The 26094-nt window shown below is 51.6% G+C and carries 23 protein-coding genes; 14 read left to right on the forward strand and 9 right to left on the reverse strand.

The genetic code is table 11. The annotated features are described in order from the left end of the window. Window positions 1-2: 2 nt before the first annotated feature. Both fruK and fruB read right to left on the reverse strand, forming a co-directional pair. Window positions 3-938 carry a 1-phosphofructokinase gene (gene fruK / locus EC840_RS12160; RefSeq protein ID WP_056778537.1) on the reverse strand — a complete coding sequence of 312 codons (936 nt, stop codon included), beginning with the start codon at window positions 936-938 and terminating at the stop codon, window positions 3-5. Beyond that, window positions 935-2065 carry a fused PTS fructose transporter subunit IIA/HPr protein gene (fruB, locus tag EC840_RS12165; RefSeq protein WP_112287853.1) on the reverse strand — a complete coding sequence of 377 codons (1131 nt, stop codon included), beginning with the start codon at window positions 2063-2065 and terminating at the stop codon, window positions 935-937. The genes fruK and fruB overlap by 4 nt, the downstream gene beginning before the upstream one ends. A 492-nt stretch (window positions 2066-2557) precedes the next feature. Between fruB and EC840_RS12170 the strand changes: the two genes are divergently transcribed. Continuing rightward, window positions 2558-3772, forward strand: a complete 1215-nt coding sequence (locus tag EC840_RS12170; protein WP_129639022.1) for a sugar efflux transporter — start codon at window positions 2558-2560, stop codon at window positions 3770-3772. Here EC840_RS12170 and EC840_RS12175 read toward each other — a convergent pair. Next, complete coding sequence (locus EC840_RS12175; RefSeq protein ID WP_112287851.1) at window positions 3769-4023, reverse strand: YkgJ family cysteine cluster protein; 255 nt, start codon at window positions 4021-4023, stop codon at window positions 3769-3771. The genes EC840_RS12170 and EC840_RS12175 overlap by 4 nt on opposite strands. A gap of 245 nt (window positions 4024-4268) precedes the next feature. On the opposite strand from EC840_RS12175, the gene yeiP reads away from it, so the two are divergent. After that, a complete protein-coding gene (gene yeiP, locus EC840_RS12180; protein WP_112287850.1) occupies window positions 4269-4841 on the forward strand; it encodes an elongation factor P-like protein YeiP in 573 nt (190 codons plus the stop codon). Window positions 4842-5135: 294 nt separating this feature from the next. Further along, window positions 5136-6605 (forward strand): fructuronate reductase, encoded by a 1470-nt coding sequence (locus tag EC840_RS12185; protein ID WP_132965530.1) that lies wholly within the window; start codon window positions 5136-5138, stop codon window positions 6603-6605. Window positions 6606-6709: 104 nt separating this feature from the next. On the opposite strand, the gene EC840_RS12190 is transcribed toward EC840_RS12185, so the two are convergent. Then, window positions 6710-7441 (reverse strand): FCD domain-containing protein, encoded by a 732-nt coding sequence (locus tag EC840_RS12190; RefSeq protein WP_129639024.1) that lies wholly within the window; start codon window positions 7439-7441, stop codon window positions 6710-6712. Between the two features lie 249 nt (window positions 7442-7690). Next, entirely contained in the window at window positions 7691-8002 is a 312-nt protein-coding gene (locus EC840_RS12195; protein ID WP_129639025.1) for a hypothetical protein, read from the reverse strand. A 211-nt stretch (window positions 8003-8213) separates the two neighbouring features. On the opposite strand from EC840_RS12195, the gene EC840_RS12200 reads away from it, so the two are divergent. The 8 genes from EC840_RS12200 to yejF all read left to right on the forward strand — a co-directional run bounded on the left by EC840_RS12200 (window position 8214) and on the right by yejF (window position 18474). Then, window positions 8214-9197: a GTP-binding protein gene (locus EC840_RS12200; RefSeq protein ID WP_132965532.1), complete on the forward strand. Its 984-nt coding sequence runs from the start codon at window positions 8214-8216 to the stop codon at window positions 9195-9197. Window positions 9198-9248: 51 nt separating this feature from the next. After that, window positions 9249-9962, forward strand: coding sequence for a phosphatase PAP2 family protein (locus EC840_RS12205; RefSeq protein ID WP_112287845.1), 714 nt, complete (start codon window positions 9249-9251; stop codon window positions 9960-9962). A 427-nt stretch (window positions 9963-10389) separates the two neighbouring features. Next, window positions 10390-10965, forward strand: a complete 576-nt coding sequence (gene mepS / locus EC840_RS12210) for a bifunctional murein DD-endopeptidase/murein LD-carboxypeptidase (protein WP_113877468.1) — start codon at window positions 10390-10392, stop codon at window positions 10963-10965. Window positions 10966-11131: 166 nt separating this feature from the next. Further along, window positions 11132-12715, forward strand: coding sequence for a cyclic di-GMP phosphodiesterase (locus tag EC840_RS12215; RefSeq protein WP_243701060.1), 1584 nt, complete (start codon window positions 11132-11134; stop codon window positions 12713-12715). Between the two features lie 196 nt (window positions 12716-12911). Further along, entirely contained in the window at window positions 12912-14717 is a 1806-nt protein-coding gene (locus EC840_RS12220; protein ID WP_113877467.1) for an extracellular solute-binding protein, read from the forward strand. A 10-nt stretch (window positions 14718-14727) separates the two neighbouring features. Further along, on the forward strand, window positions 14728-15822 hold the full coding sequence (locus EC840_RS12225; RefSeq protein ID WP_112287842.1) for a microcin C ABC transporter permease YejB: 1095 nt from the start codon (window positions 14728-14730) through the stop codon (window positions 15820-15822). After that, entirely contained in the window at window positions 15822-16865 is a 1044-nt protein-coding gene (locus EC840_RS12230) for a microcin C ABC transporter permease (protein ID WP_112287841.1), read from the forward strand. Before EC840_RS12225 ends, EC840_RS12230 begins: the two co-directional genes overlap by 1 nt. Window position 16866: 1 nt before the next feature. Beyond that, a complete protein-coding gene (yejF, locus tag EC840_RS12235) occupies window positions 16867-18474 on the forward strand; it encodes a microcin C ABC transporter ATP-binding protein YejF (protein WP_132965534.1) in 1608 nt (535 codons plus the stop codon). A gap of 55 nt (window positions 18475-18529) precedes the next feature. Here the strand turns inward: yejF and EC840_RS12240 are convergent, their stop codons facing one another. After that, on the reverse strand, window positions 18530-18874 hold the full coding sequence (locus tag EC840_RS12240; RefSeq protein ID WP_112287839.1) for a YejG family protein: 345 nt from the start codon (window positions 18872-18874) through the stop codon (window positions 18530-18532). Window positions 18875-19553: 679 nt separating this feature from the next. Between EC840_RS12240 and EC840_RS12245 the strand changes: the two genes are divergently transcribed. The 3 genes from EC840_RS12245 to EC840_RS12255 are packed head-to-tail and all read left to right on the forward strand — an operon-like array spanning window position 19554 to window position 23235. Next, complete coding sequence (locus tag EC840_RS12245; protein ID WP_112287838.1) at window positions 19554-20171, forward strand: sorbitol dehydrogenase family protein; 618 nt, start codon at window positions 19554-19556, stop codon at window positions 20169-20171. Continuing rightward, window positions 20171-21826: a GMC family oxidoreductase gene (locus tag EC840_RS12250; RefSeq protein WP_113877465.1), complete on the forward strand. Its 1656-nt coding sequence runs from the start codon at window positions 20171-20173 to the stop codon at window positions 21824-21826. Before EC840_RS12245 ends, EC840_RS12250 begins: the two co-directional genes overlap by 1 nt. Then, window positions 21823-23235 carry a cytochrome c gene (locus tag EC840_RS12255; protein ID WP_132965536.1) on the forward strand — a complete coding sequence of 471 codons (1413 nt, stop codon included), beginning with the start codon at window positions 21823-21825 and terminating at the stop codon, window positions 23233-23235. Before EC840_RS12250 ends, EC840_RS12255 begins: the two co-directional genes overlap by 4 nt. A 55-nt stretch (window positions 23236-23290) precedes the next feature. Here EC840_RS12255 and EC840_RS12260 read toward each other — a convergent pair whose 3' ends face one another. The 3 genes from EC840_RS12260 to idnO all read right to left on the reverse strand — a co-directional run bounded on the left by EC840_RS12260 (window position 23291) and on the right by idnO (window position 25947). Further along, the gene (locus tag EC840_RS12260) at window positions 23291-24214 is read right to left on the reverse strand and encodes a leucine-rich repeat domain-containing protein (RefSeq protein WP_132965538.1); all 924 of its coding nucleotides are present in this window, start codon (window positions 24212-24214) and stop codon (window positions 23291-23293) included. Window positions 24215-24430: 216 nt separating this feature from the next. After that, window positions 24431-25174, reverse strand: coding sequence for an SDR family oxidoreductase (locus EC840_RS12265; RefSeq protein WP_112287835.1), 744 nt, complete (start codon window positions 25172-25174; stop codon window positions 24431-24433). Window positions 25175-25182: 8 nt separating this feature from the next. Beyond that, on the reverse strand, window positions 25183-25947 hold the full coding sequence (gene idnO / locus EC840_RS12270; RefSeq protein WP_113877461.1) for a gluconate 5-dehydrogenase: 765 nt from the start codon (window positions 25945-25947) through the stop codon (window positions 25183-25185). Between the last annotated feature and the right edge of the window lie 147 nt (window positions 25948-26094).

Here is a 26094-nt window from a genome sequence, read left to right on the forward strand (position 1 = left end):
GATTAAAAGGGTTTCAGGTCAACACGGGCCATCATCGCCGCAAGTTGCGGACGATCGGTGACACCGACATTACTCTGGCTGACAGCCAGCGCGGCAACAGCCGTTGCCAGTCGCAGCGTATGTTCACTGGATTCGCGCATCAGTAAGCCGTAGATCAGGCCACCGACCATGGAATCACCGGCACCCACGGTGCTGACTACTTCACAGGCTGGCGGTTTAGCAATCCACGCACCAGATGCGTTAACCCACAATGCCCCTTCTGCGCCCAGTGAAATCACCACGTGGGCAATTCCCTGATCACGCAAGGCATGCGCAGCTTCTACCACATCGCTCAGTTCCGGCAATTTACGGCCAGCCCAGATTTCCAGTTCGCGACGGTTTGGTTTGACCAGCCACGGTGCCGCTTTCAGACCGGCGACCAGTGCTTCACGGCTGCTGTCAAAGATGATGCACGGACATTGCGCACGCAGGCGTTTCATCCAGTCGGTGAACGCATCAGGATCAACGCCCGCTGGCAGGCTGCCACTGACGGCAACCATGTCAAACTGGCCCAGCCACGACAGAGAATCCGTCACGAAACGTTCCCAGTCGGCAGGAGTGACGTTGAAACCGGAGAAGTTGAAGTCGCTGACTTCGCCGTCTTTTTCGGTCAGTTTCACGTTGATGCGGGTACGGCCATTCACCACCTGGAAGCGGTTAGCAATGCCCAGATCGCTGAATAACAGCTGGAACCCGTCCTGATTTTCTTTACCGAGGAAACCACCCACGGTGACGTCGATGCCGAGATCTTTCAGCACTTTCGCTACGTTGATGCCTTTACCTGCGGCGTGCAGACCGGTGGTTTGCACCAGATTGACTTCACCGCGTTCGATTTCCGGCACATAGCCGACTAAATCGTACGCCGGGTTTAAGGTAATTGTGGCAACTCTGCGGCTCATGCGCCCTCCCCAAGACCTTCTGAAATAGCTTCACCGATGGTTTTCAGCGCCAGTTCCGCATCTTCACCTTTGGCGGTGAAGCGCAGGTGATGACCTTTTTTCACGCCCAGCGCCACGACTTTCATCAGGCTGCGGCCGTTGGCAGGTTTACCGCTGCCATCAAGATTCGTCACTGTGATTTCGCTGCTGAACTGTTTGATCACGTTCACCAGTGCAGTACCCGGACGGGCATGCAAACCGTGTTCGTTACGGATAACGTATTCCGCCGTCAGCACGTTGGCTTGTTCTTCGACTTCGCTGGTCAGCAATGCCAGCACACCCACAGGATCTGCCGTCAGCAAGCGTTCAGCTTTATTCGCTATCAGCAAATCACTGAGGTAATTCAGAATATTGAGCGGCTGATCATCTGCGACGGAAATCGTCAGCAACAATGAGACTTTTTCGCCATCGAGATCAAAGGCCTGCTTCGCACGGCTTACCGTTGCTGCACTTTTCAGGTTGCCTTCGGTGCTGTCACTCAGCCAGATGCCCTGCCCGAGGTTCAGCGGCTTACGGCTGATAACGTCGCTGACAAAAGCAGTATCCACTGCGCCGATCTCTTTCAGACGACCCGCGTTCAGCGCCTGTAAGGTGATCAGGTTTTCAGCAGCCACATCGACCGCGATCAGCTGAGTATCAAACAGGAATTCAGCGGCATTCTTTTCGCCCATCAGCAGGCTGCGTAATTCTTCAGCTGAATCTGTTTTTGCCAGACGATCGGCCACGCTGTCGTCACTTAAGACGTGCGTCAGCTGACGCAGCAAACCGAGGTGTTCGTCAGAACGCGCAGCGATACCGATAACCACATATGCGGTCTGGCCTTCGCCCCACGTAATACCCTGCGGGAATTGGAAAACTTGCACGCCGGTATCGAGCACCAGATCACGGGTATCAGTAGTGCCGTGAGGAATAGCGATGCCGTTACCCAGATAAGTAGAGGTTTGCAGCTCACGCGCTAACATGCCGTCTACATAGCCTTCGCTGACGCGACCGGCCTGTGTCAGTGCTGCTGCAACCTGGCGAATTGCTTCCTGCTTGTCGCTGGCAGCCGCACCGAGATGAATATCTTGCTGTGACAGTTGGAACATAATTCTCCTCTCCTGCTGAAATTGAATCGTTTCAGCTTTACTGAGAAAAAAGGAGCGCCATCAGATTTCATGAGAATAGCTGACAACGCTGAAACGTTTCAGGAAGTCTTAATCGGGGCTGTTTTTAAATCAAGCTTTCCCTGATTTTGCGTGACAATTTTTTGATGCTACGCACAGTTTCCTTTCTAAACCCTTTCCGAAACAGATGATTTAACGTAAATGCTGAAGTCAGGCTGACGCGAAAAGCTGACGTAAGCTGAACCTCATTTGTGGTGACTATTTGGGTGGATATCAGAAACCTCGCCTGGTTGTTTTTGACACAAAGTGCGGTTTTATTATTCAGTATGGCAAATTCACTCCGGTTTACATTTTTGATGATCAAAACCTGTTTTTGTTTTTTTTAAACTGACGTAACATTCGCGCAAATTTCGTCCCCTTCCCGACTTCTGGTCCATATAACCCTGGTCCACATAACCCTGGTTCACATAACTCATGCGAATTTCTACAACGTCAGCCCGCCGTTTACCCGACATGACGTCGACCGCTTTTCTGATCATCGCTTTTCTGACCGGCATTGCCGGCGCTTTGCAGACGCCAACGCTGAGCCTGTTCCTGACATCTCAGGTTCACGTCAGTCCGTTCATGGTCGGGATTTTCTTCACCGGCAGCGCGGTGATCGGCATTTTCGTCAGTCAGTTGCTCGCGACGTGGTCGGATAAACGTGGCGACCGCAAAACGCTGATTTTGTATTGCTGCATTCTGGGGGCGCTGGCCTGTGTACTGTTCGCCTTCAACCGCAATTACTTCATCCTGCTGTTGATCGGCGTATTGCTGTCGAGCTTCGGTTCCACCGCCAACCCGCAGATGTTTGCTCTGGCGCGTGAGCATTCTGAAAAGACTGGCCGTGAAGCCGTCATGTTCAGCTCTATTTTACGCGCCCAGGTTTCGCTGGCCTGGGTCGTCGGCCCGCCGCTGGCCTTCGCCCTGTCGATGGGCTTTGGTTTTACCTTCATGTACTGCGCTGCCGCGCTGGCGTTCCTGCTTTGCGGAGTGATGGTATATATGTTCCTGCCCTCCATGCCTAAAGCACACATCAAAACCACGGCGACGCTGGAAGCGCCCCGTCGCAACCGTCGGGACACGCTGATGCTTTTCATCGCGTGTTCACTGATGTGGGCAGCTAACAGTATTTATCTCATCAATATGCCGCTGTATGTGGTGCGTGAATTAGGTCTGCCGGAAAAACTGGCGGGCGTGCTGATGGGCAGTGCGGCGTGTCTGGAAATCCCGACCATGCTGATTGCCGGATATCTGGCTAAACAGCTGGGCAAACGCTTCCTGATGCGGTTTGCGGTAGTCGCAGGGGTGATTTTCTACGGCTGTCTGTTGTTTACCACCGGTGCCGCCATGCTGATTGCTTTACAGCTGCTGAACGCGATTTTCATCGGCATTCTGGCAGGGATCGGCATGCTGTATTTTCAGGATCTGATGCCGGGACAGGCCGGTGCGGCGACCACGCTGTTCACCAACTCCACCCGTGCGGGCTGGATCCTTGCCGGTTCTCTGGCGGGGGTGATTGCGCAGTTCTGGACATACCATGCTGTGTTTTATGCCGCACTGGCAATGGTGGTAGGTTCGGTGTTGTGTATCTGGAATGTGAAAAATGTCGATAAACCGGCAGAAGAAACGCCGGAAGCCGTCGCTTAAGGCGCGGTATCCGCTTCGAGCTTAATCAGATAAGTCAGCGCCTGGTCGCGATGGGTAAAACACATTTCGCGGCTGGCCTGTAAACTGGCGCACACTTTCGGGCGCAGCGGCGAGGTGAAAATCTTGCACATGAAATTATCAGCCAGTTGCACACAACGGGTATTCGCCGGTTTGCCGTCAGGCATTCCGGGTATCGGGCTGGAAATTGAAGGCGCTATGCAACAGGCTCCGCAATCGGTACGACAGTCCATCAACAGCCTCCTCAGGCCTCATTTTGAGGCGCGACAATAGCAGGCGGTGATATGCGCCACCAGCGAAATATTTACTATCCTTTAACAGGCTATACCGAACATTTTTTACGCAGGCAGAACACACGCAAAAAATGCGTCAAAAAGCGGGTTTTTCGCGACTCTTTTTGCGCTATCTGCTTGCCTGAAATCAGCGGCGCGGGTAACGTGTCGCAAATTATTTATCTCTCTGCTGACAGGTTATTTATATGGCACGTGCTAACGAAATTAAACGCGGCTTCGTTGTGAACTACGACGGCAAATTGCTGCTGGTTAAAGATATTGATGTTCAGAGCCCAAGCGCCCGTGGTGCCAGCACCTTGTACAAAATGCGTTTCGCTGATGTACGTACTGGCGGCAAAGTAGAAGAACGCTTCAAAGGCGACGATATTCTGGATACCGTCAGCCTGACCCGTCGTAAAGTGAACTTCTCTTACGTCGATGGCGACGAATACGTGTTTATGGATGATGAAGATTTCACGCCATACACCTTCAATAAGGCGCAGATCGAAGACGAACTGTTGTTTATTCCTGAAGAAGGTTTACAGGGTATGCAGGTTCTGACGCTCGACAGCCAGCTGCTGGCGCTGGAAATGCCACAGACGGTAGATCTGGAAATCGTCGAAACGGCACCGGGCATCAAAGGCGCATCTGCCAGCTCCCGTACCAAACCGGCAGTGATGGCAACTGGCCTGAGCATTCAGGTGCCGGAATATCTGAGTTCCGGCGATAAAATTCGCATTCATATCGCAGAACGCCGTTATATGGGCCGCGCGGATTAATCAGCGCCCTGCTTGTCCCGCCAGGTATGTGGCCAGGTAAGTATTGAAGGAACGCTCCGGCGTTCCTTTTTTATTGCCCTGATTTTGCCGTTAATGCGGCAGACTCTCGATCTGCATCACAAAATCAGTGGCCGTGCGGACTTACCAATTCCCCTTTCTATCATATGACTTTACACTCTAAGCCCTGATTTCGGCTTAAATCGTCGCTTTATCCAGCACAAAATTAAACTGACGGGTAAACTGCCCCAATTTGGCCTGACCAATTATTTATTTCTGACTTGCCTGGAGTATTGCATGAAAACTATTGCCACAGCGTCTCTGCCCGCAGCAGTGTCATTGCCAGCTTATGATCGCGATGCACTGAAAAGCCGCATCGTTCATCTCGGCTTTGGCGCATTCCACCGTGCCCACCAGGCGCTGCTTACAAACCGCGTCTTAAACCTTCAGGGCGGAGACTGGGGCATTTGCGAAATCAGCCTCTTCGGTAATGAAACGTTGATAAAAAGTCTGCGTCAGCAAGATCACCTGTTTACCGTGCTGGAGAAAGGGGCGGAAGGCAATCAGGCGATTATCATTGGTTCTGCTCATGAATCTGTCCACGGCGGTATCGACGGGCTTGATGCCGTGCTGGAAAAACTGACCGAACCTCAGGTGGCGATTGTTTCCCTGACCATCACCGAAAAAGGTTACTGCATCGAGCCGGGAACGGGCGAACTGGATCTGCAAAACCCGAAAATTCAGCAGGATCTGGCCGGTGGTCAGGCGCCATGTACCGCGCCGGGTGTGTTAGTTGAAGCACTGCGTCTGCGTCATGAACGCGGTCTGCCGGGCTTCACCGTTTTATGCTGCGATAACATTCCTGAAAATGGTCTGGTGGTGAAAAACGCTGTGCTGGGTATGGCGAAAGCACGCTCCGCAGAATTGGCAAAATGGATCAGCGCAAACGTCTCTTTCCCGAGCACCATGGTTGACCGCATCGTTCCGGCAGCCACAGAAACCACACTGGATGAAATCACCGAAGCGCTGGGTGGTGTAACAGACCCTTGTGGTATCGCCTGTGAACCCTTCATCCAGTGGGTGGTAGAAGACCACTTCGTCGCGGGTCGTCCGGACTGGGAAAAAGCCGGTGCGCAGATGGTGTCCGACGTTCTGCCGTTTGAGCAGATGAAACTGCGTATGCTGAATGGCAGTCACTCTTTCCTCGCTTATCTGGGTTATCTGGCCGGTTATCAGCACATCAATGATTGTATGGATGACGATAACTATAAAGCCGCTGCGCATCACCTGATGCTGCATGAACAGGCGCCGACACTGAGCGTTGAAGGTGTGGATCTTACCGCTTATGCAGACAGCCTGATTGCACGTTACAGCAATCCGGCGCTGAAACATCGCACCTGGCAAATCGCGATGGACGGCACGATGAAACTGCCGCAACGTATGCTCGATTCGATCCGCTGGCATGTGAAAAACGGCGGTTCTTATGAATTGCTGGCGCTGGGCGTGGCTGGCTGGATGCGTTATGTCGGTGGCACCGATGATGCCGGTCAGCCTATTGAGATTAAAGATCCGATGGCGGAAACGCTGGCAGAAATCGTCGCCTCTACTGCGGATGGCGAAGAACGCGTGAAAGCGCTGCTGGCGCTGAACGGCGTTTTCGGTGAGCAGTTGCCACAGGAAGAGAAAGTGGTACAGGCTATTCAGGCCGCATATGCGGATCTGCAAAGGATCGGCGCGAAGAAAACCGTGGCTAAATACGTGGGTTAAGTCAGTACAGTGAGACGACTTAACGCGACATGACTATCGGTAAAAGAATATCGGTAAATATTGAACGGCTGCTCAGGCAGCCGTTTTTATTGGTGCGCCGCCTCTCATTCATTCAGCTCTGAAGGAACGGACGAAAACAGGAAACCATCAAAGGACGGATCGTCAGCGTCAGAAACCTGCAACAGCATATCTTTTACGTTCTCCAGATGCTGCCACATCGCCTGCTTTGCGGCTTTAGGATCCCGGCGTAAAACCGCCTGCAGAATGGTCTGATGATCCTGTAACCAGATCTGATGGTAGCTTTTATCAACCACATGCTGATGGATCCCTTCCCACATCGAACTGCGCTGGCGGATCTGCCAGAGGTCATCGACCAGTTTTACCAGCACACTGTTCTGCGATGCCTGTGCCAGTAAAGCGTGAAACCGCTGATCCTCCGCTTCGTCTGTCACACCACGGGCAATGCAATCACGCTGGGCTTCAATCGCATCGCGCATCTGCAAAATATCCGTTTTCGTCGCCTGCATGGCGGCAAATGCGGCGACTTCGCTTTCCAGCAACTGACGCGCCTGCAGCAATTCGAACGGGCCGTAGCCGCTGTCAGCCAGTTCCGGCTGGGTGTTTTCAGGCTGTTTCAGCACATACACACCCGAGCCTTTGCGCACTTCCACGATTTTCTCGAGCTCAAGCATGATCAGCGCTTCACGCACCACGCTGCGGCTGACGGAATAGGATTCTGCAATATCACGTTCGGGAGGAAGACGATCGCCGGAGGTATATTTTCCGGCATGGATATCACGGCGCAAATGACCGCCGATTTCCTGATAAAGTCGCATATGTTTTCCCCTGTCTGTGACACGCACTCAATTGGTCTGACAACTGATGACATGCACTGATGCCTGAAATAAGAGAGAAAATTATAACATGTTGGCACAAAGGGAAAGGACGGGAGATGAAAACTGGCGGCCCGATCAAAACAGGGCCAGCCAGTTTGCGAAGTTGTCCGACCAAATCAAGATAGATTGCGTTATCACGATCATTGTCCGGCACGAAATGCATTAAATATGTTAATTATTTATGGGTATTTAGTTATAGCTCACCGTGACCACTGCAAGATGAGGATCATTGTTAATATGCCTGGTGGTGACTTGCCCGAGAGACAGGGGCAGCGCGAAAGAAGAAGGTGTTTGCACATTCAACGTGTGAACTTGCGACACCTGTTTTCCGCCGCGATCACAGTCGCTGATCACCCTGTTACTCGCGGCCTTGAAGTTACATCCCCCTTCAACAATTGCCCCCGTGAAATGTATGACGCCGCCTGTAGCAGCCGCATTGGCAAACTGAATCGTCCCTGAGGCCATAATTCCCAAAAACAGTAAACTGGTCATTCTGTTCATGGTGACACCTCGTTGTAATTATAGAATTTAAAATTTACGCAACCGCCATTTAACATTAATACATCTAATGGAATTTACATGGCGAACGGCAAAATAATTTGTTGCCCTTTCGGGCTGAATTAAGCAATCCATGTTATTCATCGGCACAAAACTGGATTTTCTTAACCGGTCGCTGCAAATTGATGGGTGAATTTTTAAAAGGATGTGACCCATGACCAAAACCAACCTGATCACCGGCTTTCTGGGAAGCGGTAAAACCACCACGCTACGCCACCTGCTGACGCTGAAGCCTGAAGGTGAAAAATGGGCCGTGCTGGTCAATGAGTTCGGAGAGATTGGAATCGATGGCGCGCTGCTGGCGGAAAGTGGTGCAGTATTGAAGGAAATCCCCGGCGGATGCATGTGCTGCGTTAATGGCTTACCGATGCAGGTCGGGCTAAACATGTTATTGCAGCAGACAAAACCTGACCGGCTGCTGATCGAACCCACCGGCCTCGGTCATCCGAAGCAAATCCTTTCTTTATTAACCTCTGACGTCTACAGCAACTGGCTGACGCTGAATGCCACATTGTGTTTGCTCGATCCGCGCCAGCTGAGTGAACAGCGCGTCATTGAAAATGAAAACTTCCGCGACCAGCTTGCCGCGGCGGATGTGATTGTTGCCAACAAAGCGGATGTGACGCAGGAAAGTGACCGGCAGGCGCTGGAAAAATGGTTTAGCGAAAATGGCCGTGAACGCCGCTTGGTGGTGGCTTCTCAGGGTGAGATTGCCCCTGCCCTGCTGGATTTACCGCGCCTTAATCACACCGAATTGCCTGACGGCCAGCATCATCATGCTCATATAACAAAGCGCGGACTGGCGGCACTGAGTCTGCCTGAAAAGCAGCGCTGGAGACGTGCGCTCAATGAAGCCGGCGGTTTTACCAGTTGCGGCTGGATATTTGATGGCGAAACGGTTTTTGACACCGCGGGCATACTCGACTGGGCACGAGCCGCGCCGGTTGATCGCGTGAAAGGCATCATTCGTATTAAAGAAGGCGCGCTGATGATTAACCGCCAGGGCAATGATTTGGAAATCGAAACAAGGTCGATGGCGCCTTTAGACAGCAGAATTGAGCTCATTACGCAAAATGAAACCCAGTGGAATGTTCTGCAATCGTCTTTGTTGAGGATTCGTTTAAGTTGTAAGAATTAAGTTAACGTCCATTACGTTAATCGTTACCCTGCTAAGAATAGGTCTTCATATATGTGGCGCCGAAATATTCCTGCAATCCTGGTACTCAATGTATTAGGTGTTGCTCTTTTTCTATCTTTCTATTTACCTGCAAACCACGGTTTCTGGTTCCCGATTGATAAGTCGATCTTCTTCTTTTTCAACCAGCATCTGGCGACTGACGCGTGGTTCCTGCATCTGGTCGCAGTGACCAATAACCGCGCCTTTGATCTGATCTCATTGCTGGCCATGGGTTTGCTCTATCTGAGCTATTTCCTGAAGCAGGACACTGCCGGGCGCCGCCGTTACATCATTATTGGTTTCGTGATGCTGCTGACCGCCGTGGTGCTTAACCAGCTCGGTCATTTACTGCCGGTCAGTCACAAGAGCCCTTCGCTGAGCTTTCCGGGTGTAAACCGGGTCAGCCAGCTGACCGGTATCCCGACAAAAGATGCGTCCTCTGACAGCTTCCCCGGCGACCACGGCATGATGCTGATTATTTTTTCCTGCTTTATGCTGCGCTATCTGAGTAAATCAGCCTTCTTTATTGCCCTGATGATCACCATCATCTTCTCGCTGCCGCGTGTGATGATTGGCGCACACTGGTTTACGGACATTGCCGTGGGTTCAATGTCCGTCGTCCTGGTGGGTGCAAGCTGGTGGCTGATGACACCGGCCAGCGATATATTGATTAACTGGCTCGAGGGCAAACTGCCGGGTAAAAAAATTCCTAAAAAAACGGCATAATTTTGCATTCATACAAATAAATTATGGTCAGGCAGATGTTGATGATCTGCCTGACCTTTTTTTCATCCAATTCCCGGATATACTTTGCTGAAATTTGCACGTGGAAGCCGCTTGTGGCGCGGTTTTAACCCAAATTAGTATATAAATCATCCATCCTTTTTAACATCTTTACTAACATCAGCTTACATCACAATTTCTTATAAAAAATCCCACAAAACCTCTCGCAATCCCTTATTCATTACGGTACTCTCCAAATCGCCCGCATAGAAATGTGACAAAAACACCCGTATTGAAGGAAAAAACGTGCTCTAACGCACATTTTACCCGTCTGGTATTTGTCCCCACTAATTGTGGCAGGTAGTCTCGCTTCGTTTGGCAATTTTAATAACGATTTCATCGTTAAGGACAGCAAGGGATAACAACAATAATGGTCAAGTCTCAACCGTTTATGAGATATATCACGCGGATGATTCCCGCAATTGGCGCAGCAATTCTTCTCTCTGCGTGTAGTGGTATGCATTCTTCGAACACAGAAAGCGCACAAACTGATATGCGTGCAGTAAATGACAAAGACGGTCTTCTACTGCAAGCCTCTCAGGATGAATTCGAAGCAATGGTTCGTAGCGTCAACGTTAAATCCAAAATTATGGATCAGTACGCTGACTGGAAAGGCGTTCGTTATCGGTTAGGCGGCGACAGCAAGCGTGGTATCGATTGCTCAGCGTTCGTTCAGGTAACATTCCGCGAACAATTTGGTATGGATCTCCCTCGTTCGACTTATGAACAGGAAGAAAAGGGCAAGAAAGTTCAGCGCACGAAATTGCGTCCGGGTGATCTGGTTCTGTTCCGTGCAGGTTCTACAGGCCGTCACGTCGGTATTTATTTAGGTAATGATCAGTTTGTTCATGCATCCACCAGCAACGGTGTGATGATTTCAAATCTGAAAGAATCCTACTGGAATGCCCGTTATCGTGAAGCAAGACGAGTTTTAGCTAACGGTTAATCCCGTTACCTTATGATTTAGTTCTTGTTGTCCTATGCCAAGCGAATAAAAAAACGTCATCTCCGGATGGCGTTTTTTTATGCCTGTAATAAAGTGTATTTAGTGTCTGCTGTTTTTTTGACTACGTTATACTTTTATTTCCTCGGCGAGAAAAAGGGCAAAACATATGGGTTTAAAAACGGCGTTAACACACACCGTATTACCCAAGCGCCGATATTTAAAACAAAGCCTCCTTTTTTCAACTCTGTTTTTTATTTTTTTTACTGCCGTCACCCTGACCGTCATTAAAACCAATACCCTTCGCGAGCAAGAACAAATCGCTCAGCGAACCGCCCGTTATGCGGCTGATTATTTACATCAACTCTCCGACACGATGGGTAAAATTGCATTACTCACGGATGAGCCCTGCAACTCCATTGCGGGTGAATTAAATCGATATGCCGCATTCAGCGTGGGTGTGCGTGATTTTCAGCTGGTGCGCGATGGAATGGTTTATTGTTCTTCTGCCTCCGGCAACCAGAATATTCCCGCCAACAGTTCACTGCATGACATCAGTTTCGATAAAACGATGAGTATCGATCTGCAAATGGGGATGCCCGCCGTGCCTAACCGTGCGGTGATCATCGTCTGGCAGCGCAATCCCGGTGCGTATAATGATGGCGTGATCGCCACGCTTGAGCTGACGCTCTCGCCGTATATGCTGTTTGCTCAACCGGGTACCGGTTATCGTGGATTCGCCTTGCTGGTCGGGGATTCAGCACTGATCTCAGCCCAGGATCAGCTGGTTCCAGTGAGTAAATTACCGGACAGCCATTTTACGGAGGCCAAAATTGAAGGCTATCCGTTTACCGTGCGTCTCTACTCCCCTACCCTGACCGGTGATGGCGTGCTGTTTACAATGTCCGGTGGATTGCTGCTGAGCCTGATGGTGTGCGCCCTGATTTATCACAGCCTGCTAAACCGCCATGATGTTGAGCGCGTGATCCTGCGTGGTCTGAAAAATAAAGAGTTCTTTGTTGAATACCAGCCGGTTATCGATTCAAAAAGCCTGAAAGTGTCCGGCGTGGAGGCCTTGCTGCGCTGGCAGCATCCGATTGAGGGCCGTATCCCACCGGATGTTTTTATCGGCTACGCCGAAAATCAGGGACTAATCGTCGAACTGACCCAACACATGATGGCACTGGTGGCGGCTGACGCCCATACCTTGCAACATGCTTTTCCTGAACACGCAAAACTCAGTATTAACATTTCTCCTCATCATATGAATAAAATCAGTTTTCATGACGATGTGATGAATTTTATCGAGGCTTTACCGGAGAATGCTTTTCAGGTGGTGTTTGAAATCACTGAACGCGGCATGATTGATACCGAAGGTGCGTTACGGGAATTTAACTGGCTGCGCCGTCATAAGATTGAAATCGCCATCGATGACTTCGGCACCGGCCACAGCGCCCTGATTTATCTTGAGAAGTTTACGCTGGATTATCTGAAAATTGACCGCGGTTTTGTAATGTCTATCGATCAGAAGACCCTGATTGCGCCGGTGCTGGATACCGTCCTCAGGCTCACGGAAGAACTGAAGATCAAAACTGTTGCAGAAGGCGTCGAAACTGAAATGCAGGCAGAATATCTGCGCAATCACGGCGTGACCTATTTGCAGGGATATCTGTATAGCAAGTCGTTAGGCGTACCCGAGCTTCTGGTCTTTATCCGGGATTTCAACGAAAAAGATGCCACCTGGCAGATTTGACCTGCATCAGCCCCGCATCTTTTGTGCCATTTTTCTTTTAGGCGTCTGCATCTGGTTGTGATAAAAAGGCCGGAATCAGGGATGAAATCTAAGGCTGATGCGTTACAAGGTCTTAGCGATCAATTGATTAAGCCCGAACAATAATCTGCGGCATGGCCGCATGATGCTCTCACCCTCACAGGAGTGCTGATTCAGGATGTTTTCTCGCGTGTTTGCCGGTGTGCTGTGCCTGCTGAGCCTCAGCGCACAAGCCGAAGTCATACAGGACAGCTATGCGTTTGCTATTTTGGGCGAACCTAAATACGTCTCTAACTTCACCAGTTTTGACTACGTCAATCCCGCCGCGCCGAAGGGCGGACAGATTACGCTGGCCGCTATCGGCACCTATGACAACTTTAACCGCTTTGCCTCACGGGGCAATCCGGCGGCACGCAGCGGCTCGCTTTACGACAGCCTGTTTACCACTTCCAGCGACGAAATCGGCAGTTATTACCCGCTGATTGCCGACTCAGCCCGTTATGACAGCCAGTACCGCTGGGTCGAAGTGGACATCAATCCGCGCGCACGTTTTAACGACAACACGCCAATTACCGCCAGCGACGTGGCATTCAGCTTCAAAAAGTTCATGACCGAAGGCGTACCGCAATTTCGTGTGGTTTATAAAGGTGTGGAAGTTAAAGCTATATCACGTCTGACGGTGCGGATGGTCTTGCCGAAACCGGATAAAGACATGATGCTCGGCCTGCTGGGTTTGCCTGTTTTGCCTCAGGTGTTTTGGGAAAAACATAAATTCAACGAACCGCTGAGCACGCCACCACCGGGCAGCGGGCCTTACCGCATCAGCGATTATAAGCTCGGTCAGTACATCACTTATTCGCGCGTTCCTGACTACTGGGCCGCCAATTTACCGGTAAACCGCGGGCGTTATAATTTCGATACCATCCGCTACGACTATTATCTGGATGATAATGTCGCGCTGGAAGCCTTTAAATCCGGTGCCTTTGATTTCCGTATGGAATCCTCGCCAAAAAACTGGGCAACACAGTATCAGGGCGGCAATTTCAGCAAAAATTTCATCGTGAAAGCCGATGAAGAAAATCAGGCCGCGCAGGATACACGCTGGCTGGCTTTCAATCTTCACCGCCCGCAATTTGCCGACCGCAAAGTGCGCGAGGCCATTACTCTGGCGTTCGATTTTGACTGGATGAATAAGGCGCTCTATTTCGGTGCCTACCAGCGGGTGAACAGCTATTTCCAGAATACCGAATATGCGGCAAAAGATTATCCGAACTCTGCCGAACTGGCCTGGCTCGGGCCGCTGAAAGGTCAGGTGCCTGCGGAAGTCTTTACCTCGCTGTATCAGCCGCCCCGTTCCGATGGCAGCGGTAATGACCGCGCCAATCTGCTGAAAGCCACGGCACTGCTGAAAGAAGCGGGCTGGGAAGTAAAAGATCAGGTGCTGGTGAATTCTAAAACCGGCAAGCCGTTTACGTTTGAACTGCTGCTGCCGGGCGGCGGAAACTCGCAGTACGTGTTGCCGTTCCAGCATAATCTGCAACGTCTCGGCATCAAAATGTCGATCCGCGAAGTGGATAACTCGCAGTTCGTGCGCCGTATGCGCCAGCGAGATTACGATATGATCCCGACGGTTTATCCTGCGACGTCTTATCCGAGCAGCGATTTGCGGATTTACTGGAATACCCAATATCTGGATTCCACGTATAACAAATCGGGTATCAGCGATCCGGCCATCGATAAACTGACCGATGACATTGCAGCGAATCAGGGCAAACCCGACGCGCTGTTAGCTCTCGGACATGCGCTGGATCGCGTTCTGACCTGGAATAGGGTGATGATCCCGATGTGGTACACCAATCATGAACGCTATGCGTACTGGGATAAATTCTCGATGCCCGCTGTCGCCCCGTCCAACGGAATGGAACTCGACACGTGGTGGTACGACGTGAACCGCGCAGCCCGTTTACCTGCGCAACGCCGCTGAGGAGCAGAGTGTGGCCGCCTATCTGTTAAGACGACTCCTTCTGGTGATCCCAACGCTGTGGGCGATCATCACGATTAACTTTTTCATTGTGCAAATTGCGCCCGGCGGACCGGTCGATCAGGCCATTGCCGCCATTGAAATGGGGCAATCCAGTGGCTTACCTGGCGCCAGTTCCGGCAGTGGCAATGGTAAAGCGTCACCGGGTCTGGCGCAGTTTGGCGAAGGTCAGTATCGTGGCGCACGCGGCCTTGACCCGGAAGTGATCGCCGAGATAACCCACCGTTTCGGTTTCGATAAGCCTCTGCATGAACGGTATTTTGAGATGTTATCAAACTACGTTCGCTTCGATTTTGGCGACAGCCTGTTCCGCGGTTCTTCCGTGATGGGTCTGGTGAAAAGCGCGCTGCCGGTTTCCGTCACTATCGGCCTGTGGAGCACGCTGATTATCTATCTGGTGTCTGTTCCGCTTGGCATTCGCAAAGCCGTACGCAACGGCTCTCGGTTCGATACCTGGAGCAGTTCGGTGATTATCGTCGGCTATGCCGTCCCTTCCTTTTTATTCGCTATCTTATTGATTGTGCTGTTTACCGGCGGCAGTTATCTCGACTGGTTCCCGTTGCGCGGCCTGACGTCGCCGAATTTCGATACCCTGCCGTGGTACGGCAAAGTGACCGATTATCTCTGGCACATCACATTGCCGGTGCTGGCAACGGTGATAGGCGGATTTGCCACCTTGACCATGCTGACTAAAAACTCGTTTATGGATGAAGTAGGCAAGCAATATGTGGTGACCGCGCGGGCTAAAGGGCTGAACGAGAAACAGATTTTGTACCGGCATGTGTTTCGCAACGCGATGCTGCTGGTGATCGCCGGGTTTCCTGCCACTTTTATCAGCATGTTTTTCACCGGCTCGTTGCTAATTGAAGTGATGTTCTCCTTACAGGGGCTGGGATTGCTTGGCTACGACGCCATCGTACAGCGCGATTTCCCGGTGATTTTCGGCACGCTGTATGTTTTCACGCTGATTGGATTACTGCTTAATATCGTCAGCGACATCACTTACACGCTGGTTGACCCGCGTATCGATTTTGAGGGCCGCCAGTAATGAGCCTTTTTAAACTGAACTCCGTCAGTCAGGCGCGCTGGGCGCGTTTTTGCCAGAACCGCCGTGGTTACTGGTCACTTTGGATTTTCATGGTGATGCTGATCCTGGTGCTGTTATCCAACGTCCTCGCCAACGACAAACCGCTGCTGGCACGTTATCAGGGACATCTCTATGTGCCGTTTCTGGTGAATTACAGCGAAACGACATTTGGTGGTGAGCTGGAAACGCCAACCGATTATCAGGATCCGTTTGTCGTGCGCCAGATTGAAGACCACGGCTGGGCGATCTGGGCACCGATCCGCAGCAGTTATAACTCCATTAACTTTTCTACCGCGCAGCCCTTCCCTTCACCGCCTTCTTCTCAAAACTGGCTGGGCACCGACAGCAACGGTCACGATGTGCTGGCGCAAATTCTCTACGGCCTGCGGATTTCACTGTTCTTCGGCATTATGCTGACCGTACTGACTTCAGTGATTGGCATTATGGCCGGTGCCACACAGGGCTATTACGGCGGGCTGATTGATCTGCTCGGGCAGCGTTTTATCGAAGTGTGGTCCAGTATTCCGACGTTGTTCCTGATTATCATTCTGGCAAGCGTCGTACAGCCTAATTTCTGGTGGCTGCTGCTGATCACGGTGCTTTCTGGCTGGATGACGCTGGTGAGCGTGGTGCGCGCCGAATTCCTGCGTACCCGTAACTTCGATTATATCCGCGCCGCGCAGGCCATGGGCGTCAGTGACAGCGCCATTATGCGCCGCCATATGCTGCCCAATGCCATGGTGGCGACGCTGACGTATCTGCCGTTTATCCTGTGTGGTTCCATTACTACCCTGACGTCGCTGGACTTCCTCGGCTTCGGACTGCCGCTGGGTTCGCCGTCACTCGGTACCTTGCTGATGGAAGGTAAAAACAATTTGCAGGCGCCGTGGCTTGGCATCAGCGCATTCGTGGTGCTGGCTGCCTTACTGTCATTACTGATTTTCATTGGTGAAGCCGTTCGCGACGCCTTTAATCCGTCCGCACATCATCATGAGGCGCTCTGAAATGGCAGACTCTCCTCTCTTACAAATCAAAAATCTCAGCGTCGCCTTCCGTCAGGGTAGCCAGCAGCGGGAAGTGGCCACCGATGTGTCGCTCACTATTCATGCCGGTGAAACCTTAGCACTGGTCGGTGAATCCGGATCCGGCAAAAGCGTTACCGCGCTGTCGGTATTACGCCTGCTGCCCTCTTCGGTGAGTTATCCGCAGGGCGATATCGTGTTTGCCGGGCAATCGCTACTTCATGCTGACAGCACTACCCTGCGCCGGATCCGTGGCAATGAAATTTCGATGATCTTTCAGGAACCGATGGTGTCGCTCAATCCGCTGCATACGCTGGAAAAACAGCTCGCAGAAGTGCTGATGCTGCACCGTAATCTGCGCGGTGAGGCGGCACGCAGCGAAATTCTGCGTTGTCTGGATCGCGTGGGTATCCGTCAGGCCGCCTCGCGCCTGAGAGATTTTCCGCATCAGCTTTCCGGCGGTGAACGCCAGCGCGTGATGATTGCCATGGCGGTGCTGACCCGCCCGAAACTGCTGATTGCCGATGAACCGACCACCGCGCTGGATGTTTCCGTTCAGGCACAGATTTTATCGCTGCTGGATGAACTCAAGCAGGAAATGGGCATGGCGATGCTGTTTATCACCCATAACCTGCGCATAGTGCGCCGTCTGGCGGACACCGTGGCGGTGATGCAGAACGGTCGCGTGGTGGAACAGCAACCCCGCGCCACGCTGTTCAGCCAGCCACAGCACCCGTATACGCGCCAGTTATTACAAGCTGAACCTCAGGGTCACCCGCAACCGCTGAAAGGCGATGCTTCCGTGCTGCTCGACGTCAAAAATCTGGATGTGGGTTTCCCGATAAAACGTGGACTGTTGCGCCGGACCGTGGGTATCAAACATGCGGTGAATCAGGTGAGTTTTCAGTTGCGTCGCGGCGAAAGCCTTGGCGTGGTGGGTGAATCCGGTTCAGGTAAAAGCACCACCGGTCTGGCGTTGCTGCGTCTGATGAGGTCACAGGGCGAAATCTGGTTCGACGGCCAGCCGCTGCACACCTTTTCGCGCAAAAAAATGCTGCCGTTCCGCAGCCGGATACAGGTGGTATTTCAGGATCCGTTCTCGGCACTGAATCCGCGATTCACGGTCGGGCAGATTATTGCTGAAGGTTTGCTGGTTCACCGGAAAATCAGCGAACAGGAGCGGGAACAGGAAGTGATCCGCGCCATGCGGGAAGTAGGATTAGATCCGAAGTCGCGCCATCGCTATCCAACGGAGTTTTCCGGCGGTCAGCGCCAGCGTATTGCGATTGCCCGCGCGCTGATTTTACAGCCGGAAATGCTGATCCTGGATGAGCCGACGTCATCGCTGGATAAATCGGTGCAGGCGCAGATTCTGACGATCCTCAGTGAGCTGCAACAGCGCCACGGCCTGACGTATCTGTTTATCAGCCATGATTTGCACGTGGTGCGGTCTTTATGCCACCAGCTGATGGTATTGCGAAACGGGGAAGTGGTCGAACAGGGAGATTGCGAGCAGATTTTTACCGCGCCGCAGCAGACTTATACCCGCGAGTTACTGGCAGCGTCGGACGCATTCGACCTAATCGAATAGTACCGGCTAACAGGTGCAGAAGGAAATCGCCTGAAAGCATGTCGTTTCAGGCGGTTCAGAAAGGATAAAGTGCGGTGACGGATTCTGCGATCGCGGCGCCGATATTCTTCAGGCAGCAAAGCGTGGCGCTTTCATCTTCACGATGAACAAACAGGCAGGGTTCACCGTCAATTTCTACGATTGCGGCTTTAACCTGAATATCTTCTAACGCATTCGTCAGCTGGTGCATAACCTGCCAGGCGAGTTCACCCTCATGGCTGAGCAGTTTCAGGCCAATCAGATTGTTATCTTCATCGTTACCAGGCAGCGGAATCGGTTCAACTTTGATACCGGCAAAACCCGACAACCAGCGATAACTTTGCGGTAAACGATGTACTACCGAAAGTTGGATATTATTCACGTGGTTCCCCAGACAGTGATTCACACATCTTATACGAGATGTTTTTACAAAATCGCTACAACCGTACAGCTTAAGTTATAGCCGACAGTCTCCGCTTTGCCCAACTTGCGCTCAAATAATTAACATTAAATTAACGTCGCCAGATACAAAACTGCAGACTGAGCTTATTTTTATGTCTGTCTCCGGATAATCTGAGAGGCAGATCTCATTTTGGCCTATTTGTAACCTTTTCCGGCTTGATCTACAACCATTTTAATCATTTGGCGTTACTTTTAATTGCTTATTCGTTTACATTTAATATACAAATGACAATCCCGAAAAATGCCACAAGCTCATATTATTTCTTATATATTAAACAATTACAGACTAATTACGTTAAGTAACTGTCAAAGACAGTTGTTAATTTCAGCCTGAAATGAACCAGTTGGTTACAAAATTTTCCGCGGCGCATCATACGTTAAAATCTGGATCTAATGTTAATAAATCCGCACAATTTGTTTGCACAAATCCCTCATCTTTGGCTTATCATCCGCACCGTTATAAGTGGTATACCCTATCGGGACAGATATTGGCTGGAACTAACCCGCTGATAAATCTCACATTACGCAAATTATAATAAGAATCAGACAAGCGAATTCACTGCCGTTTGGCAAAACAACCCATTCCCAGCGAGAAAGAGATGGAAAACGATCCTTCAATCATTGGAAGCAACTCACCCGAAAATGGAACCGGTTTCAGTCGTCGTGAACTGCTGAAAGGTCTCACCTCCGCGATGGTGGCGACCACCCTGCTCGGCTTCCCGTTCCTGAGCCAGGCGGAGAAAGAAACCGCCACGCAAGAGCCGGTCATCTTCGGTCAGTTCTATCTGGTATCACAGGCCATCACTGAGCATAAAAATATCAGCGAAGGTTCTTCCGCACAGATTTTTAACGCCTTTTATCGTTCACAGCCTGATTTCCCCGCACAGGTCAGCAAGTTACATGCGCTGGTAAAACCGGGTCAGGCGGCGAAAGATTTGCAGGAGGTAGCAAAGCAAAACGGTCTGGGTGAACTGGTCACCAGTATCGTCACTGCGTGGTATACCGGCACGGTCGGACATGGAACCGATTCCATTTTGATTTCATACAAAGATGCGCTGATGTATCGCCCGGTGAGTGACGGTCTGATTGTGCCGACTTACTGCGGTAATGGTCCGCTGTACTTCACCGCTGCGCCCCCTGCTGCCGCGATGCCGGAATCCATGAACGCCGATCGTTTTACCAATCCTTCTGAAACAAATGTTGTGAGCAAAGCCTGATGAAAAAACCAGAATTTACTGCAGACGGCGATGCGTCTGCTGATGTGATTGTTGTCGGTTCCGGCATCGTGGGCGGCATGATTGCCGATCAGCTGGTCAGCCAGGGACATTCCGTGCTGGTGCTGGAAGCAGGCTTACGCATTGAGCGCGCTCAGGCTGTGGAAAACTGGCGCAATATGCCTTTCGAAAACCGCGCGGGTTCTGACTTCCAGGGTTTGTATCCGCAGTCAGAAAAAGCCCCTGCTCCGCTGTACTTCCCGGAAAATAATTACGTCCACCTGACCGGGCCGAGCGCCAGCAGTTTCAAACAGGGTTATCTGCGCACCGTCGGTGGCACCACCTGGCACTGGGCGGCGTCCTGCTGGCGTCACGTTCCTAACGATTTCAAAATGAAAACGTTATACGGCGTGGGCCGCGACTGGCCGATTTCATACGATGAACTCGAACCTTATTATTGCCGCGCGGAAGAAGAAATTGGCGTCGCGGGCCCGAATGATCCTGAGCTGCAATCCCCTTCCGAGCGCAGCAAACCCTATCCGATGGAACAGGTGCCATACGGTTACGGCGATACGCGTTTCGCTGAAATTGTGAACCCGCACGGTTACCGTTCGGTGCCAATCCCACAAGGTCGCAGCACGCGTCCGTGGAACGGTCGTCCAACCTGTTGCGGTAACAACAACTGCCAGCCGATCTGCCCGATTGGCGCGATGTATAACGGTATTGCTCACGTGGAGCGCGCAGAAAACAAAGGCGCCGTGGTGCTGGCCGAAGCGGTGGTCTACAAAATCGACACCGATGAAAACAACAATGTGACCGCCGTTCACTGGCTGGACAGCGATAAAAAATCGCACAAAGCCACCGGTAAAGTTTTCGCACTGGCCTGTAACGGTATCGAAACTCCGCGTCTGCTGCTGATGGCGGCTAACGAAAAGAACCCGAACGGCATCGCCAACTCGTCTGATCACGTTGGCCGTAACATGATGGACCACTCCGGTTTCCACTGTACGTTCATCGCCAAAGAGCCGCTGTGGATTGGTCGCGGTCCGGCGCAGAGCAGTTGTCTGGTCGGCCCGCGCGACGGCGATTTCCGCAAAGATTATTCTGCCAACAAAATGATCCTCAACAACATCAGTCGCGTGATCCCGGCGACGTCCAAAGCGTTGCAGATGGGGCTGGTCGGTAAAGAGCTGGATGAGGAAATTCGCCGCCGCTCGATCTTTGGCGTGGACTTATCTATCAGCCTGGAACCGTTGCCGGATCCGAATAACCGCCTGACGCTCAGCACCACCCGTAAAGATCCGCACGGTCTGCCGTGCCCGGACATTCATTACGATGTCGGCGATTACGTGCGTAAAGGTGCAGAAGCCGCGCATAAGCAGCTGGAACACATTGGTTCTCTGTTTATGGCCGAAGAATTCAACATCACCACCAGCCTGAACGCCAATAACCACATCATGGGCGGCACCATCATGGGCAGTGATCCGAAAGATTCCGTGGTGAACGGCGAATGCCGTGCGCACGACCACGCTAACCTGTGGTTGCCGGGCGGCGGTGCGATTCCGTCGTCCAGCGTGGTCAACAGCACGCTGACTATGGCCGCACTCGGTCTGAAAGCGGCAGACGACATGGCGAAAAAACTGGCAGGTGCAGCATGAAAAAACTTCTCACCGCCTGTCTGCTGAGCGCCGCGTTCGGGGGCTTTGCCGCCAGCGCGATGGCCGATGACACTCAGGCTGCACTTATCCATCAGGGTCAGGACGTCGCGACAGCCGCTGACTGTCAGGCCTGTCATACCGCGCCGGAAGGCGGCAAGCCGTTTGCCGGTGGCTATGAAATCCACTCGCCGATGGGCACGATTTACACCACCAACATCACGCCGTCGAAGCAGTTTGGTATCGGTAATTACACCGAAGAACAGTTTACCCGTGCGGTACGTGAAGGCGTTCGCCCTGACGGTGCAAACCTGTATCCGGCCATGCCTTACACCTCTTACAGCCATATGAGCGATGCCGACATGCACGCGCTGTATGTCTATTTCCAGCAAGGGGTGAAGCCGGTCGAGCAGCCGAATGTTGAAACTGCCCTGCCGTTCCCGTTCAACATGCGTATTGCCATGGCGGGCTGGAACATGATGTACCTCGACAGCACGCCGTTTAAGCCGGATCCGTCGAAAAGCGAGCAATGGAACCGTGGCGCCTATCTGGTGAACGGTGCCGGTCACTGTGATACCTGCCACACGCCACGTAACCTGATGATGGGGTCGGTGACGGATAAACCCCTGGCGGGCGGCATGGTTGGCCCGTGGTATGCGCCTAATATCAGTTCTGATCCGGTCAGCGGTATCGGTAACTGGTCGCAGGCTCAGCTGGTGGAATACCTGAAAACCGGTCGTACCGCTGGCAAAAACCAGGCGGCAGGCGGCATGGCAGAAGCGGTGCAAAACAGCCTGCAATACATGTCTGACACTGACCTGAACGCGATTGCCTTCTACCTGAAAAACAGCACGCCGGTACGTGACCCGCGTGATACGCAGGCGGCGGATACTTTCGGTAAGCCGGTGAATGTTGAAGAAGGTCTGCGCGGTGCACATCCGTATAACGCGAACAAAACCATCGATAACGGGGCAGCATTGTTCAGCGGCTATTGCGCCAGCTGCCATCAGCCGGATGGCTCCGGCAGCGAGAATCAGGCGTATCCGTCGCTGTTCAACAACACTGCGACTGGTATGGGCAACGCATCTAACCTGATTTCCGCCATTCTGTATGGCGTGGATCGTCAGGTCGGCGACCATCACGTGCTGATGCCAAAATTTGGCGTGGGTTCGTATGTCGGTCAGCTCGACGATCAGCAGATTGCCGATATCTCTAACTATGTGCTGAAGAACTACGGCAACGCGGCTATTCAGGTCAGCGCACAGGATGTCGCGGTGTTACGTGCAGGCGGTCCGGTCACCTTGCTGGCAAAACTGCAGCCGTTTATGGCTCCGGCAATGGTCGCGGGCGTCATAATTCTGCTGGTGCTGATTTTCTGGCTTGGCCGGAAACGCAAAACCAAAGCGGCGTAATGCGGAAACTGAAATGCAAAACGGCCCATCACGGGCCGTTTTTTACTTAACAGATTTATTCTAAATATTGAGTTACAGTCCCGTCGAAGGGCACTTCCAGACCATCAAACTCAATTTCCTGACCGAAATCAAAACTGACACTGTCAATCCCGGCCGGAATAGTAGTCCAGACAATTTTTCCCTCCTGATAAACGCCGCCATTACTGATATAAGTCGGGGGGACGGGTGTCCCATTAATACTTATCACAGGATTATTAATCGTAAGGGAACCCGTGTTAGGTACAGGATTAAGCTGGATATCTTGTCCTTTGATGAGCAATGATGTCAGCGCATTCATTCCTGCCAGAGGTGACATGTCTGCGATATGATTTGTATCAATACTCAGTTGTTTCAACTGGGTCAACGTTGAGAACTCTGAAATATCCAAAATATTGGAGCTTTGCAAATAAAGATTTTCCAGTGAGGTAAGATTCTCTATCCCAGGATATGTTTTTATCATATTTGCACTCAGATTCAGACTCACTAAATTACGCATTTCTGAAATAAAATCAGCATCGTACATATCGTTATTGTTCATATCCAAATCTTTAAGATTGATCAACCCCTTAAGCGATGCGCCGCTGGCAATGTGGTTACCACCCACAGAAAGTTTTGTCAGTTGTGTAAGTCCGGCCAGGGGATCAACAGCAGTCAGTTTATTATATTCAAGATTCAGATTATCGATATTTATTAAATATTCCGCACCGGTAATATCTGCAGTCCCGGTTTCCGCACAAGATATTAAACCGGTCAGACTGGCTAGTTGCGTATCTGTGATTGGTGCAAGAGGATAGTCAGACTGCTTAAGATGGCCATTCAGACATTTATGAAATTTATTATCGGGAACATTGACGATCTGAGTTGCAAAACTTACAGAGGTAAACAGTGTGCTCGTCAACATAAGGAGTAAAGCGGGGAAATTATTCTTTTTGAAATCCATAATCTACATCTCCATATTAGCTTGCTAGGTTAATTTCAAACTCACCATATCATTAATATTAAGTTTTGAAATTAGCTAATTAAATTAGTAGATCATGTGTTTTATAATCTTCCTTTTTGGAAAAATTAAATACACCATTAAAAAAAGTTAATGCTTTATATGAATGTATAACTGGCTGGAAATAGATATACCACCATTATTTCCAGCTCAGTGCATTTAACCGCGTCCCACCAGCGGCATGGCGCTCGCCATGACGGTCATGGTCAGCACGTTGGTATCCAGCGGTAAACCGGCCATAAACGCCACCGCCTCGCCGACGCGTTCCACCGGGATCACCGGTTCTTCGGCAATATGTCCGTCGGCTTGCATTCTGCCCGCCAGCGCCTTATTGCCCATATCTGTGGCCGCATTACCGATATCAATTTGCCCGCAGGCAATATTAAACGCTCGCCCGTCCAGCGCCGTGGACTTGGTCAGCCCGGTAATGGCGTGTTTGCTGGCGGTGTAGGGTGCGGAATTCGGGCGCGGCGACTGTGCTGAAATCGAGCCGTTATTGATGATGCGTCCGCCCTGCGGCGATTGCTGTTTCATCAGTTTCACCGCCGCCTGCGTACATAAAAATGCGCCGGTCAGATTGGTATTGATCACCGACAGCCAGTCTTCCACCGGCAGTTCTTCGATTGGAACATCCTTTACGTTATTACCGGCGTTATTGAACAGTAAATCCAGACGCCCGAAGGTTTCCTGAATATCCTGGAACAGCGCGGCGACCGATTGCGGGCTGGTCACATCCAGCTGGCGCGCCACCGCCTGTCCCGGCGCAAACAGCGCGACAGCCTGCTCCAGCTTTTCTTTGTTTCGTCCGGCCAGGATCACGGTAAATCCAGTCGCTTCCAGCGCTTTGGCGGCGCTCAGGCCAATACCGCTGCCCCCGCCAGTGATTAATGCGATTTTGTTCATTGGGCCTCCTAGACCGCAGCTAACATGCCGCCATCGATGAATAAAAGATGACCATTTACAAAATCTGAGGCCTTAGACGACAGATAAACCGCGCCGCCGACCAGCTCTTCCGGATTGCCCCAGCGTGCAGCCGGAGTGCGTTTGCACAACCATTCTGAGAACTCTTTGTTATCCACCAGGGCCTGTGTCATATCCGTTTTGAAATAGCCCGGCGCGATGCCGTTGACCTGAATATTGTAGCGCGCCAGCTCGACACACATGCCGCGGGTCAGCATTTTTACCGCACCCTTTGAAGCGGCGTATGGCGTGATGGTGTCGCGACCCAGCTCACTTTGCATCGAACCGATATTGATGATTTTGCCGCGCTCGCGCTGGATCATGTATCGCGCTACCGCCTGAGAAACCAGGAATACAGATTTCTGATTCACGGCAATCACGTCGTCCCAGTCTTTTTCCGGAAACTCAGTGAATTTATGGCGACGCTGAATACCGGCGTTATTTACCAGCACATCAATCGGCCCGATGGTGCTTTCGATATGATCGATCGCCTGATTCACCGCCTGACTGCTGGTGACATCAAAAGAAACGGCATGGGCGATAAAGCCTTCAGCACGCAGGGCTTCAGCGGCTTTTTGTGTCGACTCCGGTTGTGTGCCGTTGACGATAATTTCTGCGCCATGCTGCGCCAGCCCTTTCGCCAGCAGGAAACCCAGACCGCGCGTCGAGCCGGTAATCAGAATCTTTTTATTATCCAGTGAAAAGAGATTTGTCATGACGTTGGCCTTATTGAATGCAGATTTGAAAAGTTAGCTTCACTACACCGGTTTACCCCGCGCCAAACTGTGATGCAGATCACCTCACGGAATGTTAAAAAACCCTGTTACTCCCGGTGTGATCCTCATCATTTTGATAACAATTTC

Source organism: Rahnella sp. JUb53, assembly GCF_004346065.1.
Taxonomy (GTDB): Bacteria; Pseudomonadota; Gammaproteobacteria; order Enterobacterales; family Enterobacteriaceae; genus Rahnella; species Rahnella variigena.

Bases quoted from the DNA above. Each gene is read 5' to 3' on its own strand.
- fruK (WP_056778537.1), bottom strand. From the start codon at position 938: ATGAGCCGCAGAGTTGCCACAATTACCTTAAACCCGGCGTACGATTTA.
- fruB (WP_112287853.1), bottom strand. From the start codon at position 2,065: ATGTTCCAACTGTCACAGCAAGATATTCATCTCGGTGCGGCTGCCAGC.
- EC840_RS12170 (WP_129639022.1), top strand. From the start codon at position 2,558: ATGCGAATTTCTACAACGTCAGCCCGCCGTTTACCCGACATGACGTCG.
- EC840_RS12175 (WP_112287851.1), bottom strand. From the start codon at position 4,023: ATGGACTGTCGTACCGATTGCGGAGCCTGTTGCATAGCGCCTTCAATT.
- yeiP (WP_112287850.1), top strand. From the start codon at position 4,269: ATGGCACGTGCTAACGAAATTAAACGCGGCTTCGTTGTGAACTACGAC.
- EC840_RS12185 (WP_132965530.1), top strand. From the start codon at position 5,136: ATGAAAACTATTGCCACAGCGTCTCTGCCCGCAGCAGTGTCATTGCCA.
- EC840_RS12190 (WP_129639024.1), bottom strand. From the start codon at position 7,441: ATGCGACTTTATCAGGAAATCGGCGGTCATTTGCGCCGTGATATCCAT.
- EC840_RS12195 (WP_129639025.1), bottom strand. From the start codon at position 8,002: ATGAACAGAATGACCAGTTTACTGTTTTTGGGAATTATGGCCTCAGGG.
- EC840_RS12200 (WP_132965532.1), top strand. From the start codon at position 8,214: ATGACCAAAACCAACCTGATCACCGGCTTTCTGGGAAGCGGTAAAACC.
- EC840_RS12205 (WP_112287845.1), top strand. From the start codon at position 9,249: ATGTGGCGCCGAAATATTCCTGCAATCCTGGTACTCAATGTATTAGGT.
- mepS (WP_113877468.1), top strand. From the start codon at position 10,390: ATGGTCAAGTCTCAACCGTTTATGAGATATATCACGCGGATGATTCCC.
- EC840_RS12215 (WP_243701060.1), top strand. From the start codon at position 11,132: ATGGGTTTAAAAACGGCGTTAACACACACCGTATTACCCAAGCGCCGA.
- EC840_RS12220 (WP_113877467.1), top strand. From the start codon at position 12,912: ATGTTTTCTCGCGTGTTTGCCGGTGTGCTGTGCCTGCTGAGCCTCAGC.
- EC840_RS12230 (WP_112287841.1), top strand. From the start codon at position 15,822: ATGAGCCTTTTTAAACTGAACTCCGTCAGTCAGGCGCGCTGGGCGCGT.
- yejF (WP_132965534.1), top strand. From the start codon at position 16,867: ATGGCAGACTCTCCTCTCTTACAAATCAAAAATCTCAGCGTCGCCTTC.
- EC840_RS12245 (WP_112287838.1), top strand. From the start codon at position 19,554: ATGGAAAACGATCCTTCAATCATTGGAAGCAACTCACCCGAAAATGGA.
- EC840_RS12250 (WP_113877465.1), top strand. From the start codon at position 20,171: ATGAAAAAACCAGAATTTACTGCAGACGGCGATGCGTCTGCTGATGTG.
- EC840_RS12255 (WP_132965536.1), top strand. From the start codon at position 21,823: ATGAAAAAACTTCTCACCGCCTGTCTGCTGAGCGCCGCGTTCGGGGGC.
- EC840_RS12260 (WP_132965538.1), bottom strand. From the start codon at position 24,214: ATGGATTTCAAAAAGAATAATTTCCCCGCTTTACTCCTTATGTTGACG.
- EC840_RS12265 (WP_112287835.1), bottom strand. From the start codon at position 25,174: ATGAACAAAATCGCATTAATCACTGGCGGGGGCAGCGGTATTGGCCTG.
- idnO (WP_113877461.1), bottom strand. From the start codon at position 25,947: ATGACAAATCTCTTTTCACTGGATAATAAAAAGATTCTGATTACCGGC.